This is a genomic window from Oceanispirochaeta sp. M1 (genome assembly GCF_003346715.1).
GTDB lineage: Bacteria > Spirochaetota > Spirochaetia > DSM-2461 > DSM-2461 > Oceanispirochaeta.
Window position 1 is genome coordinate 81,880 of sequence record NZ_QQPQ01000007.1, and the last position, 18,089, is coordinate 99,968.

At 44.9% G+C, this 18,089-nt stretch carries 14 protein-coding genes; 5 read left to right on the forward strand and 9 right to left on the reverse strand.

Annotated features, from left to right (window positions below):
* The first annotated feature begins 50 nt into the window (after positions 1-50).
* Positions 51-707 (forward strand): hypothetical protein, encoded by a 657-nt coding sequence (locus DV872_RS06395; protein WP_114629025.1) that lies wholly within the window; start codon positions 51-53, stop codon positions 705-707.
* Here DV872_RS06395 and DV872_RS06400 read toward each other — a convergent pair.
* Genes DV872_RS06400 through DV872_RS06420 form a run of 5 tightly spaced genes read right to left on the reverse strand, consistent with a single transcriptional unit; the run spans position 700 to position 7,252 of the window.
* Positions 700-1,953: a dicarboxylate/amino acid:cation symporter gene (locus DV872_RS06400; RefSeq protein WP_114629026.1), complete on the reverse strand. Its 1,254-nt coding sequence runs from the start codon at positions 1,951-1,953 to the stop codon at positions 700-702. The two genes, DV872_RS06395 and DV872_RS06400, sit on opposite strands and share 8 nt — an antisense overlap.
* 37 nt (positions 1,954-1,990) lie before the next feature.
* A complete protein-coding gene (locus tag DV872_RS06405; protein WP_158546862.1) occupies positions 1,991-2,653 on the reverse strand; it encodes an SDR family NAD(P)-dependent oxidoreductase in 663 nt (220 codons plus the stop codon).
* A 15-nt stretch (positions 2,654-2,668) separates the two neighbouring features.
* On the reverse strand, positions 2,669-5,794 hold the full coding sequence (locus DV872_RS06410) for an alpha-amylase family glycosyl hydrolase (protein ID WP_114629028.1): 3,126 nt from the start codon (positions 5,792-5,794) through the stop codon (positions 2,669-2,671).
* 12 nt (positions 5,795-5,806) lie between these two features.
* Positions 5,807-7,063, reverse strand: a complete 1,257-nt coding sequence (gene lysA, locus DV872_RS06415) for a diaminopimelate decarboxylase (RefSeq protein ID WP_114629029.1) — start codon at positions 7,061-7,063, stop codon at positions 5,807-5,809.
* Positions 7,064-7,072: 9 nt separating this feature from the next.
* Positions 7,073-7,252 (reverse strand): hypothetical protein, encoded by a 180-nt coding sequence (locus DV872_RS06420; RefSeq protein WP_114629030.1) that lies wholly within the window; start codon positions 7,250-7,252, stop codon positions 7,073-7,075.
* A gap of 169 nt (positions 7,253-7,421) precedes the next feature.
* Between DV872_RS06420 and DV872_RS06425 the strand changes: the two genes are divergently transcribed.
* Genes DV872_RS06425 through hisE form a run of 4 tightly spaced genes read left to right on the forward strand, consistent with a single transcriptional unit; the run spans position 7,422 to position 10,794 of the window.
* A complete protein-coding gene (locus DV872_RS06425; RefSeq protein ID WP_114629031.1) occupies positions 7,422-8,414 on the forward strand; it encodes a WG repeat-containing protein in 993 nt (330 codons plus the stop codon).
* Positions 8,415-8,417: 3 nt separating this feature from the next.
* Entirely contained in the window at positions 8,418-9,419 is a 1,002-nt protein-coding gene (pyrC, locus tag DV872_RS06430) for a dihydroorotase (RefSeq protein WP_114629032.1), read from the forward strand.
* A gap of 59 nt (positions 9,420-9,478) precedes the next feature.
* Positions 9,479-10,225, forward strand: a complete 747-nt coding sequence (hisA, locus tag DV872_RS06435) for a 1-(5-phosphoribosyl)-5-[(5-phosphoribosylamino)methylideneamino]imidazole-4-carboxamide isomerase (protein WP_114629033.1) — start codon at positions 9,479-9,481, stop codon at positions 10,223-10,225.
* Complete coding sequence (gene hisE / locus DV872_RS06440) at positions 10,222-10,794, forward strand: phosphoribosyl-ATP diphosphatase (RefSeq protein ID WP_216664366.1); 573 nt, start codon at positions 10,222-10,224, stop codon at positions 10,792-10,794. Before hisA ends, hisE begins: the two co-directional genes overlap by 4 nt.
* An 80-nt stretch (positions 10,795-10,874) precedes the next feature.
* Here hisE and gltA read toward each other — a convergent pair whose 3' ends face one another.
* The 4 genes from gltA to DV872_RS06460 all read right to left on the reverse strand — a co-directional run bounded on the left by gltA (position 10,875) and on the right by DV872_RS06460 (position 18,074).
* Positions 10,875-12,362: an NADPH-dependent glutamate synthase gene (gene gltA / locus DV872_RS06445; protein WP_114629034.1), complete on the reverse strand. Its 1,488-nt coding sequence runs from the start codon at positions 12,360-12,362 to the stop codon at positions 10,875-10,877.
* Entirely contained in the window at positions 12,359-13,213 is an 855-nt protein-coding gene (locus DV872_RS06450) for a sulfide/dihydroorotate dehydrogenase-like FAD/NAD-binding protein (RefSeq protein ID WP_114629035.1), read from the reverse strand. Before DV872_RS06450 ends, gltA begins: the two co-directional genes overlap by 4 nt.
* A 96-nt stretch (positions 13,214-13,309) precedes the next feature.
* Positions 13,310-13,744, reverse strand: coding sequence for an Lrp/AsnC family transcriptional regulator (locus tag DV872_RS06455; protein WP_158546863.1), 435 nt, complete (start codon positions 13,742-13,744; stop codon positions 13,310-13,312).
* Positions 13,745-13,757: 13 nt separating this feature from the next.
* Positions 13,758-18,074, reverse strand: a complete 4,317-nt coding sequence (locus DV872_RS06460; RefSeq protein ID WP_114629037.1) for an acyl-CoA dehydratase activase — start codon at positions 18,072-18,074, stop codon at positions 13,758-13,760.
* Positions 18,075-18,089: the final 15 nt, after the last annotated feature.

The window sequence follows — 18,089 nt, forward strand, 5'->3', positions numbered from 1 at the left end:
GGAGATTTTCTCCGCTTTTTTTTTTATCTAAAGCGATATATATTGAAGACATGAGGAAATCCATTTTTTCAATATTATTAGTACTTATCTTTTTTGCAGCAGCAGATCTCTCTGCGCTCTCACTGAACTATGAAGGTATAGATGGAGAGATGGGTTTTCTATGGAAGAATAATGAAGGCTATGATACAGAAAAGGGAGACAGCGGTCCTGATACCCTGACCTTTATTCCAGGTGTGTCAGTTTTCTTCAGTATAGACGAGCACTGGTTTTTCAGACCATCAATATTCTATTACGGTGAGACTCTTGAGTATTTACCCGACAGGGATTATACGATTCCGGTTGATTATTCCAATATTAATTCACTTTCTGTAAGTTCTCTGTTTTTGCAGCCTGCTGCGGGATACAGATTTACATTCAAGGAGCGTCATACAATCGGAATACAGGTCGCTCCTGCTTTAAACTTTCAGTTTCCCCTCTTTGGACCGGGTAAGGAAGACCGGGCTGATATGTTCAAAACCCTGATGAAAGAATTCCTGTACTTTACCGTCGGTGTCTGGTATTACAACCCTCTGACAGAACGTTTCGGTTTCAACTTCAAGGTCGAAACAGCGCTTCCTTTCTACAATGTCTGGCTGGATAGGGGGCTCCCCTTCAGCGATGGTCTGATGCTCAGCTTTCAGTTCGGTATCAGAGTCCTGGTTAAATAAAATCTTCCGGCTCTTCGGCTATTCTTAATTCCTTATCATAACTGAAACAAAGGGTTAGATAGGCTGAGTTCACTGCATCAAGAAGTCCGGCAATCAGAATCAGAATAGGCAGAACGGGGAGAATTAGAATATATCCATCCACCAGACCTCTTCCGTAAAATGCACAGGCTGTTATAAGGGCCGTATAAACACCAAGATAGGACTGGGAAAAGAGGGTGTAGGAGACAATTATTGATATTCCGATAACCCAGAAAACCTGGAAAGCCGTTAGTTCCAGACTGGAATAGGATTTTAATATTGTCAGCATACTCACAGCCGTAATAAGAGCGGATCCTGAGCGGGAAAATAGTGTGAAAAACGGCAGGGAAAGAGCGGACAGTTTCCTTTTGACTCCTCCGTTCTCTTTGAGGGTTTTAGTCATTACCAGCATATTGATAAAATTATCTCCGCTGAACATGGCTGAAATCATCCCGGGGAGAAATGTCATCATCTCTCTATAGGGGTTTTTCCGGGTAAGCAGATAGACCGCCAGAGGCTGCAGAATAAAAAGAATAATCACAGATGCAACCGCAACAAGGCGGATCAGTGTGAAATATGATCCCAGGTCGGGGATCTGTCTGATATGTCTGACTGCATCAAAACTGAGGCTGAAAAGGGTAAATGCCAGGAATGAAGTAAAGAGACCGGTCATTTTATAGAACATCCGGCTGAAGGAATCGAAGAGGTTGTATACCGGTTCGGCTTCTTCTTTGTCATGATAGAGCTGAGTTCCCAGAAAAAATGCGAATAGTAGGGCAGGCAGAATAAAATTCCCGGCTGTATGAAAAATTTCAAAACCGTTTACAGGGATCAGTCCCCGCAGATATTCCGCAGTTCCAGGATTGAATATTCTGTTCCTGAAGGGGATTGCAGACTGCCATCCCGAAGAATCTGTGAGGATTGGAATACGCTGAACGGGAATGATAAAGGAGAGGCCTACGGCAACAAGGGTGTACAGAAATGCTGCCGCGGCACTGAGTCCCAGCAGACGCAGGAGAACTTTCCACAGGTCACCGCTTCTCCTTAACTGGCATACAGAGATACTCAGAGAGAAAAAGGCCAATGGGAAAACAAGGAAACGACCTGCCCTGAGTGTCAGTTCGGCAATAACCGTAAGTGTTCCGTCAAAGATCTGATTTTCTGGTATCAACAGGGCCAGGATAAGCCCAAAAGCGGCGGAAAGAGTATATTTCATCCAAAGTTTCACGGAATCCTCCAGGATTAATCTGCGTCAGTAGGAGCAGTTATTTTCTTTTGATTATGGGGAGGCTCTGAAAAAGAGCTTTCTTTTCGGAGAACTGAAGCCATTCACCGTTTATCTTAGGCTCTCCGGACTTGAGAATCCCCTTGATGAATTGTGCATAGTCTTCCATTTCAGTCAAGCGGGATGTAAAGGCGCATCGTATGTCGCTGCCCGAGGACGAGAGGAGAATCGATTCAGCCATATTGTGGAACCCTCCCCTTATAATAGAGGGAATTATAGATTCTGTGCTGAGACCCTTTTCAGTTTCAGCAAAGGCCAGTATCCCTTTCTCCTGTTTTTTAAAATAGTCCAGGATCTCCTTGATCAGGTACAGAGTACCGTGGGTATAAGTGTAGAGAGCTTCATCCAGCTTTTCGGTTTCACACTCTTCGAGGACAGAAGTTTCGCTGATTTCGGGATTAACCACAATTGCTTTATCCAGAGATGATAAATTTCTTAAAACTTCACGCATTACTGTTTTGGCCGATACAAGAGAGCTTCTGTTCCAGGGGATTACCTGTAGGTTTGTCTTTTCTGATCTTTTTAAAGTCTCCTGTGTGGTCATGACCGGGGCAATAACCTTATAGGCACTGTTAAGATATACTTCGATAAGCTTTCTACCCAGAAGAGTCTCACTTCCAATGATCAATACAGTTTTGCTCATATCCATTCCTTATTCTTATTCATTCATGCTCTCTGTGTCTTCATCCAGAACATGGGAAAGTCTGTATTCTGATTCTCCCAACCGGCACTGCAGTCTGCTTAGAGAAGATATATGTTGGTCAGTTGCTTTGCTGCTCAGTTCTGTTGATCTCATGTTCAGAAGACGAAGAGTCGACAGAATGCTGAACCACCAGAAGGCCTCATCCATGCTCTCTTTATTGTACCATAAAATGTCTTTATAACGGTTTATCCCCAGCCACGGGGCAAAGTCTTCGTCTTGAAGTATTCTGTTCCAGAGTCTTATGGAAGATTCTTTTTCTTCTGTCCAGAGTTGATAAAAACGGGTCATATAGAACAGGCTTGTATCATTAAGTTCACAGAGCATCAGCGACATAAAGGAGGGGCGGATAATGTCCTCCAGCAGTTTCTGTTCCTCTCTTACGGGTTTTTTATTCTGATTAAGAATCTTTCTGATCTTATTCAGATCCCTTGAGAACATTGTTATCAGGTCGCTCATAACAGCTGTGTCTATTACCCGTGAAGCCATAAAAGTTTTCATCATATGTATGAGAGGTTCAAGTTCGGAGTAGCGGAGGGCTCGGTCCAGATCAGGAACTCCGCGGTCTCCTATTTTCTGCTTCAGCTTTTCGAGTCTTCGCTCTTCATCATCTTCCTGATGCCTTATGGGTGAGAATACCTTGGACTGATAACCGTATAGTTTTACGGGAAGACCGTTTTTAATAAGATCAAGGTTGCGATGTATATACCACAGCCTCTTCTTTGCTTCGAAAAGAACAGTGTATCCCGTCTCGTTGAGATCCATTAGGGTGGCGATATCATTGTTCTCTTTATCCAGTCGTTCACCATCGTCGCTGTTGACCGCCTTGGTACATTCACGGAATATTCTTCCCTCTGTCAGGGTATTGCTGTTGTTGTAGAAAACCAGAACTTGGTCTTGATCCCGTGAGTTGCAGAAGGCATAAACATCTTCGTTGACCTTTTCCTGAACAATGTAGTCAAAGAGATGAAACTGTTTGGCTCCGGCAAATATAAGCCTTTTTTTCATGAGTGGGTATATTTCTCTCTCATGACGATCCAACAGCTCCCGATCCTCTTCCTCGTTGAAATAGGCCCTTCTGTACTCCATTCCGTATTTTTCTGTCAGACCCTCCATCTGGCCGTGTCCGATCATTGGCAGACCCGGCAGAGTGACCATCAGGGTACAGATACCGAAATATTTATCTCCCTTTCCGAATTGTGTGACAGCAGTGTCTTCATCCGGGTTATTCATGAAGTTGACAAAGCGTTTCAGAATTCTTGGATTGCTCTTGAGTGTCTCTTTCAGGATTTTTCGGAATTCACTGTTACTCTCTGTTTTCAGTAGATTCATAAAGGCGGAATTATAGACCCTGTGCATACCGAGGTTACGTACGAAGTATCCCTCCATCATCCAGAAAGCTTCAGCCAGAAGCAGAGTGTTGGGAGCTTCTGTATTGATCCGATCAACAACTTCTCTCCAGAATTCCTCGGGCATCTTCTCCCTGAATTCCTTTTCACTCATGCTGTAAGCTGACCGTGATGGAATGGCGCCTCCGTCTCCTGGTTTGGGAAACCATAGTCTCTGAACATGTTTTCGTGCCAGGGTCATGGCGGCATCAAAGCGTATAATGGGGAATTTTTCCGCTACCAGCAGTATCTGATGGATGAGTTCCTCTCGTACTTCCGGGTTTAAAAAATCAAGTTGAGCCGTATCATTCCAGGGCATGGATGTGCCGTCATTACCGTGATAGATATATTTTTTACCGCCGCTTTTATTATCCTTTCTCAGAAAAACGACAGCTGCATCACTCCGGTTGTAGTATCCCTCCTCCAGGAAGAGACTTATGTCGGGGCTGCTGCTCAGGTCGGGTCCTTCAAAGCTGTAGTTGGGGAATGGGGCTTCGGGTAGCTGCAGGAAATATTCAGGGTGTTCCTGCATCCAGACTGAATCAAGACCTGTATGGTTTGGTACCATATCACTGGCAAGGCGGATACCTTTCTGCAGACATCTGTCCCTGAGGGCGGCAAGTGCTTCTTCTCCTCCAAGATCATCAGCAATCCGATAATCCATCAGAGAGTAGGCCGACGCTTCGGCTTCAGGGTTGCCGCATATCCGTTTTATGGATTTTGAGGCAACGCTTCTTTCCCATATACCGATAAGCCACAATCCGGTTATTCCTCTTCGTCTCAGTTCATCCAGCTCCTCTGAGGGGATGTCGTTGAGGGTTTCGACAGGTCGGCTGTATTTCTGAGTAAGTTGATACAGCCAGACATAGCAGTTTTTTGCAATGAGGATAAGGTTCGGCATCCAGTCGGAGTCGATGGAAAAATGGGCCTCATTATCCTCATGAAAGGAGAAGTCTATCCCCTCTACAGGTCCCGGACCGCTTAAGCCGATTTTACTGTCCTCTCTCATCAGATCGAGTCCTGAAAGGAGATGCTTTTTGTCCGAAATAAAGGAATACAGCTCGGAGCTGCTGATAAAGCGTATCTGTTCCTCAAGAGAGTCGGGGAATTTCTTTTCGGGTGCCTTCAGAAGGGATATAAGATCATCCTTCCATTCTGAAGGAACGGGGAACTTTTTTATGAACAGTTCCAGCTGTGTCAGCTGATTATTATATGCTTTTCCTTTGATGCCCGTATCTGAAAAGAGCTTTTTCAATTTTCTGCAGCCCATATTACTGTTCAGCAGTTTCAGGGTCAGGCTGTCAATTATTCTTTTTTCAAGGATTTCAGGGGGAGAGGAGAGATCTCCTGTTGTTTGTACAGGAAAACTTTTATCAAGGCGTTTCAGAAAGGCATTCCAGCTGTACTCATCATCAGTAGGAATCATTCCCCCGAGACTGATATCAGCCCCCGTCTGTCTCAGAGAAACCATATAGCTGTCTATCAGAGTCCGGTAGAAATCCGTCAGTAAACCTGTCAGATATAATTCTCCAGCCTTCACTGTCTCTTCTACATATTCAGCCTTTCTGAGGAAGACTGCCAGCTGTCTTGCTTCACTTTGGTCCTGTATTGTCAGAAATCTGTGCTGAGACAGGGAATGTACCTCGGCAGGTAGAGAATCACGGATACTTTTTTCCAGGTATAGACAGCCGATCACAATGATTCCGGACTACAGCTCTGTAAAATCAAGAGTTGCAAAGTAGTCCTCAATGGTCTCTGCTCTTCTGATTAGACGAACTGATTTATCTTCATTGAGAATAAGTTCAGCATGGCGGAGTTTTCCATTATAGTTGAATCCCATGGCATGACCGTGGGCTCCGGTGTCATGGATTACAATGTAGTCTCCGTTTTCAATAAAAGGCAGATATCTGTCTATGGCGAACTTATCATTATTTTCACATAGTGAACCGGCGACATCATACTTGTGATCTGCAGCATTGCCTTCTTTGCCGGGGATGGTGATATGGTGGTAGGCACCGTACATTCCGGGTCTCATCAGGTCTGTCATACAGGCATCAACTCCGATGTAATGCTTGTAGGTATCTTTTTTGTGGATTGCCCTGGTTACAAGGTATCCGTAAGGTCCTGTGATTACACGGCCGCACTCCATCAGAACCCTCAGGGTGCCTTCATTTACTGTTCCTTCCAGTTTCTCCTTGTAGGCCTTCTCGATACCTTTTGAAACAAAATCAATATCCACGGGATTGTCTTCGGGTTTATAGGGGATACCTACACCGCCTCCCAGGTTGATGAATTCGAATGAGATTCCTGTTTCTTCGGATATTTCTCTGACCAGATCCAGAAGGAGAATTGCTGTCTCAACGAAGTAGGATGATTCCAGTTCGTTTGAGGCTACCATTGTATGCAGGCCGAAACGTTTCACACCGTAGGAAGCGGCCTTTCTGTATCCCTCTTTGAGCTGCTCTCTTGTAAAGCCGTATTTTGCCTCTTCAGGAGATCCTATAATAGCATTTCCCTCTTTCAGAGGACCGGGGTTATAGCGAAAACAGATCAGCTGTGGAAGGCCGGGACCCTTATGAAGATAGTCCAGGTGAGTAATATCATCCAGGTTGATTATAGCTCCCAGTTCTAGAGCTTTTTCATACTCTTCCATGGGAGTGTCGTTGGAAGTGAACATAATTTCCTCGCCCTTCAATCCTGCTTTTTCAGCAAGAATCAGTTCAGGCAGAGAGGAACAGTCCGCTCCCATACCCAGGGCTTTGAGCATTTTAATAATATAGGGATTGGGTAGTGCTTTGACTGCGAAGAAATTCTTGAAACCGCCGGGAACCCAGGAGAAGGCATCCATAAGGGCTCTGCCATTCTTCTCAATGGCCTCTTTATCATAGATATGAAAGGGGGTGCTGTGATCGGCAGAAATCCGGTCAAGGTCATCTTTTGTGAAGGGAATTGTCTTCTTGGTCATTTTTAATCCTTATTCTTTAAGCTCTGTGCACCAGGTTCTGAATGCGGCTTCAGAAATTTTCTTTAGAGATTCAAGTTCTTCTTCCAGAAGAGTATCCAGTTTTTTCCGGACCTTATCCAGAATTTCTGCAGAATATCCGCACTCCTCCGCACGAAGATGGATGTAGCGGATGCTTTCATGTCGCGTCAAGGTATCTCTCCAGTCTGGGCTATAGTTTTGTATTCGGCTTTTCAAAGATATTTTAAGACATATCCTCTGCATTGGGAATAGCGATTTCTCTATTGATTGATAAGAGATGTATTACATTAAGAGGTGGAATTCTATACAATAAGAGCAAATTTCCAGAAAGAGGATTTTCATGAAGCGACTACTTCCGGCTGTGCTCCTGCTGGCACTGACAGCTGTATCCTGTACAAACGATCTATATCCCGTATCCACCGGTGAAAAGGTGGGTTATATAAACAGCCGGGGCGAAACGGTACTCGATGCTGTTTACGATAAGGGTGATAGTTTTTCAGAAGGCTTTGCCCTGGTTTCCATTGAGGACTCACTCTATTTTATTGATACGGAAGGTGAAATTCTTGATACACAGAATTTTGATTCTGCTTCACCTTTCAGCGAGGGTCTGGCACTGGTTGTCAGGGACGGACGCGTCGGTTATATCAACAAAAAGGGCGAAACGGTTATACCTTCTGTTTATCTGAGGGGCGGTAATTTTTCAGATGGACTCTGCCCTGTTTATTTTGAAGATAAAAAAACATATCTCATCAATAAAAAAGGTGATCATCTAAAAGAGCTTCCTTATGAATATATGGGTGATTTCAACGATGGTCTTGCCCTGGTTATTCAGGATGGAAAAAGCGGCTTTATCAATAAGAAAGGTGATCTGATTATTCCCTGTGAATATGAGTTTGCCGGAGATTTCTCTGAAGGTCTGGCCCTGGTTGTTCATAAAGGTCTGGGAGGATATATCGACAGGAAAGGCCGTTTGATTATTCCCCATAAATTTGGTTATTCCTCATCACTGAAAGAAGGCCTCATACTTGTCGTAGAAAATGGCAAGGCTGGATTTATCAATAAGAAAGGGGAGACCGTCATAGATGCAGTCTACAGTTTTGCCGGTGATTTTTCCCAGGGATTCAGCAGAGTTCAGATAGATGGGAAAATGGGATTTATCGACACAAAGGGCGAATTGATGATCGACCGTATTTATGATTACGGAGAGGACTTCAAGGGAGAGCTTGCTCTGATGGTGAAGGATAATCTTCTTGTTTATGTAAATCAAAATGGTGAAGAGGTCTGGATCGCAGATCCGCCGGTGGAAGATACTGAAGAAGAGAAGAAGGAATAGGATATGACTGTTATAAAAATCAGAAAACCTGATGATCTCCATCTTCATCTGAGACAGGGTGAACAGATGGGATTCTATGCCAGGGAAACAGCCCGCTCTTTTGCCAGGGCTCTGGTTATGCCCAACACTCTTCCTCCTGTAACTGATCCTGCCGGGATGCAGGCCTATAAAAAAGCCATTGAGACTGAGGCCCCGGGGCTGGAGGCTCTGATGGCTTTTAAACTTTTACCCGAGATGCCTGCAGAAACTGTGGGGGAGATGAAAAAAGCCGGAGCTATTATCGGAAAACTTTATCCCGCCGGAGCGACTACCAACTCTGAAGATGGAATTTCATCCTACAGACAGATTCCCGGACTCCTGGAGGCAATGGAGGCCGAGGGAATGGTTCTCAGCATTCACGGAGAGCATCCGGAGAAACCGGTACTGGAGAGAGAAATCTCTTATCTGAAAGAACTTGAACAGATTGTCAGAGACTACCCGAAGCTCAGAATTGTTATGGAACATTTAAGCTGCCGGGAGAGTATAAAATTTCTTGAGCAGTTACCGGAACATATTTCCGGAACTGTCACCACCCATCATCTGATGTTTACTCTGGATGACCTTATGGGGGGAGCACTCAAACCTCACCTTTTCTGCAAGCCTGTTGTAAAGAAAGAGGAGGATCGCCGAGCTCTTGTGGATGCTGTCTGCAGTGGACATCCCCGCCTTTTTTACGGTTCTGACAGCGCTCCCCATCCAAGAGCTTCAAAAGAGAGTTCCAGCTGCGGTGCGGGTGCATTTACGGCTCCAGTTGCCCTGCCCCTCCTTGCTGAACTATTTGAGAGAGAATCAGCTTTGGATAAGCTTGAGGACTTTGTCAGTAGGAAGGGTGCGGAGTTTTATGGACTTCCCTTGAATTCAGAGAGTCTCAGTCTAAAGAAAGAGTCCTGGACAGTACCAGCACTGATCGGGGGATCCGTACCATTGATGGCCGGCGAAGAGATCCGCTGGAAGGTTTCAGATTAATTTTAATAATGATTCCCTGAAGGTGTGTAAAAAACTCCTGTAAGAGAGGAAGGAATATAATGGTAATAATACCTGCAATTGATTTACTTGGTGGAGAATGTGTCCGTCTCTATAAGGGCGATTACAACGAGGTCAAATCTTATGAGAGTGACCCGGCTGTAGCCGCAAGAGCTTTTCAGAAACTGGGTGTGAAACGGCTTCATCTTGTAGATCTGGATGCCGCCCGTGGAGAGGGAAAGAATAACCGGGAGGCCCTTCGTAAAATACGTTCTGTGTTTTCGGGAATACTTGAACTGGGTGGCGGAGTCAGAAGGGATGAGGATGTTAAAGAACTTCTGGAGATCGGTGTGGATAAGCTCATTGTCGGGACAATCCTGGCAAAGACTCCTGAACTTGTTGATCAGTGGATTAAATCCTACGGAAAAGTTTTTATTGCAGGAATTGATGCCCTTGACGGCGAGGTCAAGGTTTCGGGCTGGGAGAAAGGAACAGCTCTGAAAGATTCAGATCTTGGTAAAAAATGTGCCTCCATGGGTATTGAGAATATTATCTATACAAATATAGACAGAGACGGAACCCTTGCCGGGCCGGATCTGGAAAGTACAAACAGAATGGCCCGGGAAACGGGGCTTCTTATTACTCTCTCAGGAGGCATCAGCAGTCAGGATGATATGAAGAATGTCTGTGACAACGGTGATCCCCTGGTCAAAGGGATAATAACCGGAAAGGCTTATTACGAAGGAAGGATTGACCTTGAGAAAGCCCTTTCAGATTTTCAGAAAGAGGATGAGGAGTATAACTGGTGAGCCGCGGAACAGTACTTGGATTAATAATTGAAATTGACGGGGGCAAAACAACTGCCGCCCTTATGGATGAGAAAGGATTTTCCAAGAGTCGTGAACAGGGCAGCCTCTGGCTGACCCATCCGGAGACGGGGCGGATACTGCCCTATGCGGGTGAGGGCAATTTCAAGATTCTGGAGAAAAGAGGAAATTACTACTATACCCTCCTTCCAGCCGGTGCAGCCGGAGACGCTTATGAAGGTCTTATTAAAGAGCACGATATTGAGGAACATGAAGAGCTGGAAGAGAGCTTGAGTCTCCAGGAAGGAATCATTGCTTCGCTGACCTCCACTATCCAGAAACGTCACCGTTTGATGCCTGCCGGGTCCTATACAACCCATCTTTTTGAGAAGGGTACTGGTAAAATTAAAAAGAAATGCGGTGAAGAAGCCATTGAGCTTATTCTTGCTGAAAACTCGGAAGATCTGGTCTTTGAATCAGCTGATCTGATTTATCATCTGATGGTACTTTTAGAAGATCAGGGACTTACAATGGCTGATGTTCTGGCAGAGCTGCAGAAAAGAGACGGCTGATTTTTACCGTCTGTCATTAATAAATTCTCCCTCCTGCCTCAGCGGCAGGAGGGAGAGGAATATACTTTTGCTATATGAATTTACTGTCTGTTCAGGTCCTCATTTATTGCGGCAGCAGCACGTCTTCCGTCACCCATAGCCAGGATTACAGTCGCTGCTCCCTGGGAGATATCACCACCGGCATATACATGATCCAGTGTTGTCTTCTGTTCATCATTAACAACGACCGTACCCCAGTCAGTAAAATCAAGTCCCGGAGTCGTCTGTTTTATCAGAGGATTGGACGCATTTCCAATGGCGGGGATGCAGGTTTCCACCTCTATCTGAAACTCGCTGCCTTCAATGGCAATGGGGCGTCTACGGCCTGATTCATCTGGTTCGCCAAGTTCATATTTCTGGCATTCGATGGCCTTGACCCGGCCTTCTTCGTCACCGATGATTCTGACGGGATTGGTGAGTATTTTGAAAATAACACCTTCCTCGTGTGCATGATGGACTTCCTCTACACGGGCGGGCATCTCTTTTTCTGTTCTTCTATAGATGATATATACTTCTTCAGCACCCATTCTGACAGCTGTTCTTGCTGCATCCATGGCCACATTACCACCACCGAAAACAGCTACGCGCCGCGCTTTGTATATTGGTGTTGCCGCATTGCTGTCATAGGCTTTCATAAGGTTGGACCGAGTGAGAAATTCATTAGCTGAAAAGACACCCACAAGGTTTTCACCTTCAATATGCATAAACTTTGGAAGTCCAGCTCCCGAAGCGATATAGACTGCGTTGTAACCGTCTTTTTCCATCAGGTCTTTAAGCTTTCTGGTTCGGCCGACAAGGAAATTATTTTCAAAATTAACTCCCATTTTCATAAGGCCCTGCACCTCTTTCTCTACGATGGCCTTGGGGAGACGGAATTCGGGTATACCGTAAACTGTAACTCCTCCAGGTTTATGAAAGGCTTCAAAGATTGTTACCTCGTGTCCCTCTTTTCTCAGATCCGCAGCTGCGGTGAGACCGGAGGGTCCGCTGCCGACAATGGCAACTTTCTTTCCGGTGGAAGGCTTCAGTTCTATGCTGGTTTCCGGACGGTTTTCCCGTTCCCAGTCTGCCAGATATCTTTCAATCCGGCCGATGGCGACAGATTTTTCCGGATCCTTAAGGATTTTACCCAGTGTGCAGGTTTCCATACACTGTTTTTCCTGAGGACATACACGGCCGCATATGGCGGGGAGCATGCTGCTCTCCTTGATTATATCAATTCCCTCTTCAAATTTTCCTTCACCCGCCTTTGCAATAAAACGGGGAATATCAATGCTTACAGGACAGCCGTTGATGCAGGGGGCATTTTTACATTGAAGACAGCGGGCAGATTCAATAAAAACCTGTTCTTTTGAATATCCCTTTGCAACCTCTTCCATGTTTGACCTGCGAATGGATGGGTCCTGAGTTGGCATATCCTGCTGAGGAATATCTTTTCTGCTTTTAGCGTTCAGTTCTGAAGGGTTGATGCCTTTCCATAGTTCCGAAGCTTCCTGAGCCAGTGTAGCTGATGATTTATATTCGCTCATTTCCGTTTTGCCTCCAGTCTTTCAGCTTCTTTATCGAGGTTACAACTATGGGCTTCCTCTTTCTTATAGGATTTCAGGCGCATCATCATATTATCAAAATCAACCTGATGTCCGTCAAATTCGGGACCGTCAACGCAGACAAATTTTGTTTCTCCACCGATGGAAACACGACAGCCGCCGCACATTCCGGTTCCGTCAACCATAATAGTATTCAGTGACACCATGGTATGTACCTTAAAAGGTCTTGTTGTTTCTGCACAGAATTTCATCATTATCGGGGGGCCGATTGCGAATACTTCTGCGGGGGGATTATCAGATTCACAGAGCTCTTTCAGAGGAACTGTAACCAGATCTTTTCTTCCGTAGGAGCCGTCATCAGTACATATGATAAGTTCATCAGAGAGGGCTTTCATCTCATCTTCCATTATCAGAAGATCTTTGTTTCTGGCTCCCATAATGGTAATAACCTTGTTGCCTATCTCATGATGAGCCTGAACAATCGGATGCATGGGAGCCACTCCGATTCCTCCTCCCACACAGACAACGGGACCGTCTTTTTTCTCGATTATAGTAGGCTGTCCTAAAGGTCCTAGGACGGCTTCTATCTTCTCTCCTGCTTCTTTCCGGCTCAGCTGCTGGGTTGTTGCCCCTACTGCCTGAAAGATGATCTCAATAAATCCCTCTTTCGCATCTGCATTGGCAATGGTCAGGGGAATTCGCTCTCCCAGTTCCTTATCAACCTGCAGAATTATAAACTGCCCCGCTTTTCTCTCCTCTGCAATGAGAGGCGCATTTATTTTCATACGGAAAACATCAGCGGACAGCTGACTTTTTTCTAGAATTGTATTCATTAATTTATTCCTTTCTCCCGTAATATCCGGGTTAATATGACATAGTGAAATACTAATATTTGATTTAGTATATATCTGAATAACTAATTTGAAAAGTTAAACATATTTGTTAAAACTTTTAAGCATCAGAAAGCTTTCGGTCGAACTAACTCCCCGTACCCCTGCCAGTTCTTCTGTCAGAAAGTGGACAAGTCCACGGTTTGAGTCAACCAGAACCTCAACAAAGAGGTCATAACGTCCGGAGGTGATGGAAACACCCAGAACATTGGGAAGATCTGAAAGCTCCTTAGCTTTAGACTCCAGAAGGGATGATTCACTGACGTTTACAGCAATCGTTGCCAGTTGCTGATTTGCCAGAACTTCAGGATTAATAAGTGCCTTGATTTTTATAATACTGGATTCTTTCAGTTTCTTGAGCCGCTGACGGACTGTTCCTTCAGAGATTCCCAGCTGCCTGGCGATAGCGTTATTATTCTGGTGGCTTTCGCGGAGAAGGTTAATTATATTCCAGTCAATTTCATCGGGCTGCATTGTGACCTCCTGGTCAGTCATTACCTGAGACCATGGCCTCATCCTTGTCTGAACTGGTTTCTCCGCTTTCTATCAGCTCTGAAGAGTCGGGATCTGTCCTGAATCGGAGAACATTCATCATAAAAATATTGAGTTTATTGATAATGTTGGGAGGTAGAATATTGCCGTCAACTTCCAGAGAGAATGCAGGGTAGTTCTTTTCCCGTGCCCATGGCGTTACCAGCCCCTCAATTACACGGCCGATAAGGCAGGCAAAGGGTGAAATATTGACAATCCCCGAATACCCCTCTTCCATTGCTGTGGCTGCGACTCCGCTGGAAATAGCAATTTCTGAGTTCAGTTCAAGGTTTACGAAATTTTCACTGGTATTCTTCATGATCTTCTTCATATCATGAGGTGTATGGGGAATCAGGTCTGTTGTATCCAGTATTCTTTTTGCCTTTCTCTCTACAGCATGTTTCCAGGCTGATTCAAGATGAAGGGTCATTAGTTTTCTCTGTTCCACTGCAAAGGGCCGTTCATACCAGGGACGGAGTCTTAGGCGTTTTTTCAGGTCATAATCACGTACAAAATCCAGGTAGTGTATCCACTCGGATATTCCTGAAACCTTTGCGATGATATTCTTTTTGCTCATCAGATCAACAAGTTCGTCAACAGCAAAGTCATCCCTTCGGACATAGATCTCACCTACAATCAGAACTCTGGGAACTTCATGGATCGTTTTTTTCAAAGGGATCTCAGAAACCCTTTTTGCAACCTTCTTCAACGCCGGATAGGCGAGTTTAAAATCCTTGTCTATGACTGCAATCATCTCGTGCCACTGTTCGTTATAGATTTCCAGGGCCTCTTTCGGGTTTTCGGCACAGGCTCTCAGAGAGGTCTGAATATCTTTCATATAGTCTGAGATAACCAGTCCGTGCCACATATTTTTTGAAAAATCGGGACCCAGTTCTGTGTATGAATTATCCGCACTCAGAGTCACTACAACAACATTTTCCAGACGCATATCTTTAAACAGATTCTCATAGAAGACAAAGTACTGTCCCGTACGGCAGGGACCTGTCGTGATGGGTACAAAGAGGAGGTATATTTCATCCTTACGATACTCTTCGGAATTGATGAACTTCAGTGCTGCACCCAGTACCAGATGGGATGGAACGCACTCTTTTCCTGATGCATGACTTCGGGCAAGCTGCAGGGTTCTTGAATCCGCCACCGGCAGAGCCTGGGCGTTGATTCCTGACCTGCGGACAATAGATGCCATCATGGCAGTGGACAGATCTCCCATATTGGAGAGGAGCATCTTCACCTTTTTATTATTCATGATGGGAATAGTCTCACCATTAAGCTCATTTTTAAGGTGAAGAGGATCCCTTCCGTTATTAATAAAACGAAGACCGTTGTCATAACGCTCAGCATTACTTTCAGCCTCTCTTGATCTGTATCCTTCAATGATATCCAGGAATGCTTCAACCCTTGTGTCTACACCCGCATCTGCTGAATGGGAATCCAGTTCCAGAATCAGGAAAGGCTTAGTCCCCATCATCCATTTCAGATAGTGAAGTATGAAAGAGTCGGGGGCACAGGAGAAGTTGGTGATAAATGTAATATAGATATTTTCTTCATCCTTGAGACGGGCGGCAGCCTTCATATCAAGCTGGCCGTAATACCAATACATGTTTTCAAATATTTTTTCATCACCCTGAGGGATAATATCAAAGGGGATAATTGAATAACCGCGGCTGCTGAACTTTCGTGGAATTCCCATATTTGCTTCAGCCGTAAAGGCATTATAGGGACGTCCCAGAAGGGCGATTACCGGATGGTCATGCTCTTTTGCTTTTTTCAGAGCCTCTTTTCCCATCTCTCTTGAGGCATGGAGGTATTCTTCCTGTTTTTGAACTGCTTTCTTGAATGCAGCTTTGATCTCAGTCTCTGGAATTGAAAGTTGTTCTCCCAGTTTATAGAAGTATTCCAGTGCCTTGGCTTCGCCGAATTTGAATGTGACAATCAGGGGAATCAGTTTTTCTTCGGGAACATAGGGAAATGCCTTCTGTATGTAATAGGGCAGACTCTGGGTAATAGGACAGAAGTTTGCATGAACATCTTTTTCCATACTGGGCATATCCCTGAAATGCGGTACAAAAATATAGTCTGTCTTTTTATTGATAATATCCTGAACTGCCCCATGGGCAATTTCTGCAGGAAAACAGTAGGTACTCTCGGCCCGGGCAACACCTTCATGGGCTATCTCATCGGACAGAACTGTTTTGATTCCCAGTTCATGGAAAAACCATGAGTAGAGGGGATAGAGGCTGTGAACTGAGAAACATCGGGGAATCCCGATGGTAAAATCCCTTTTTTGTCTGAAGCTTTCCACTGTAGGAGAAAATGTTGTAAACATCATCTCATTGCGTTTATCAATATAGTTGATCACCTGTGTGGATGATTCGCTTTTCTTTTTTGAGTTGGCGTACTTGCTGCAGCGGCCTCCGAACATATATTTGTGTCCGTTGACATTGAGAACCTGAATAGGGCAGAAGTTCTCACAGGACTTACAGGTGAAAACTCTTTCATACTCAATCTCTGTGTCCAGTACGGCTTCCATATCGATGGAAGATTTCTCAATGAGCCCTTCCTGAAGTTTCTGTCTTGCCAGAATTCCCACACCGAAACATCCCATCAGTTCGGGAGCCGGGGGTACAAGAATCTCCTTATCAAGGAGCATGGCAAAGGCCAGGGGTACGGCCTTGTTTTTAGCAACACCTCCCTGGAGGAAAATCTTTTTCCCGATAGTTCTGTTTCCCACAACCCTGTTGAGATAGTTGGAAACAATAGATGTAACAATCCCAGCTGTAATATCTTCTCTGCGGGCTCCCTGCTGTATGGCCTTGCGGATATCAGAATTGATAAAAGCACTGCAGTGTTCACCGAATTTCAGAGGATTCTCGGCCTTCAGGGCGATCTCTCCGATCTCCCAGGCATGAGCGATATTAAGGTCTCCCGCCGCTGACTCTTCCAGAAAGGAACCGGTTCCTGCAGAGCAGGCTTCGTTCATGGCGTAGTCTATGGGAACCTTGTTTTCAAGGAGAACATATTTGGCATCCTGTCCCCCGATCTCAAAGATTGTATCTACATCTTTACTGAAAAAAGTCGTTCCATGTGAGTGGGCTATAATCTCATTGTAAACGGCAACCGTTTCCATATATACACCCAGAATCTCACGGGAGGATCCTGTTGTGGCCGCCAGGGAGATCTTGATAGCCGAGGGATTTCCGATATCTTTATGTATTTTTTTTCTTAATTCAATAATACAGTTCTGCAGTGCTCTGACAGGATCCCCATGGGTTCTTCCATAATGGGCGGCTACAATTTCCGAGCTCTCCATATCAATAAGACAGGCTTTTGTTGTTGTGGAACCACCGTCAATTCCAAGAATATATTCATGGTCTTTTTTTACAGTACCAATTTCAGTTTCGAAGTAGCGAACCTTATCAGACGCCGATTTCAGATCTTTGTAGCGGTCAAATCTGACCTTGCTGTTTTTCAGGATCATTTCTGATCCGGGAAGGGGTGAACCGTTTTCCACGGCCAGGTGGGCTGCTCCGAATGCTTCGAAATAGGGGGCTTCTTCAGGAATAATAAATTCAATGTCAGGAGATTTCTCTTTCATAAATCGGAGAATATGTTTGTTTCGGGTAATCCCCCCGCTGAGGAGTACTTTTCCAGATTCTATTTTGGCCCTGTTTAAAAAGTCACAGACCTTGGTGGCCATCACATCACTCAGGGATACGACAATATCATCCTTCGTTGCTTCTTTCTTGTTCAGTTTATGAGTACAGTCACTCTTCATAAATACGGAGCATCGTGCGGAGAGGGAACAGACCCGGCTCTCTTCTGAGACCCGGTTTACTCCGTCCAGGTTCATATCCATACGGGCCAGCTGTTGTTTGAAAAACTCACCTGTTCCCGAAGCACATTTGCTGCCGGAAAAATTATTGGTTATCTTGCCCTCTTTGTTGACAGCATAGACCACAAGATCTTCACCGCCCATACTCACAACAGCATTAACAGAATATCCTGTTTTTTCCAGGGCTTTTTCTACACATACAGGTTCGATTACAGAGTTGGCAGCAAGGAGGTAGCGGCCTTCAGTTCCTGTGACCAGCAGGGGTATTCCCTCTTCAAGATCGTTTTCATCCAGCAGATTTACTACTGCATTCTGAAAATCTCCTTCATGGGGGGTTACTTTGCTCCACAATTGTATTCCATCTTCTAGGAGTACACTTTTAAGACTCGAGCTGCCTATATTGATACCAATACTTTTCATAGTTGACCTCATTCC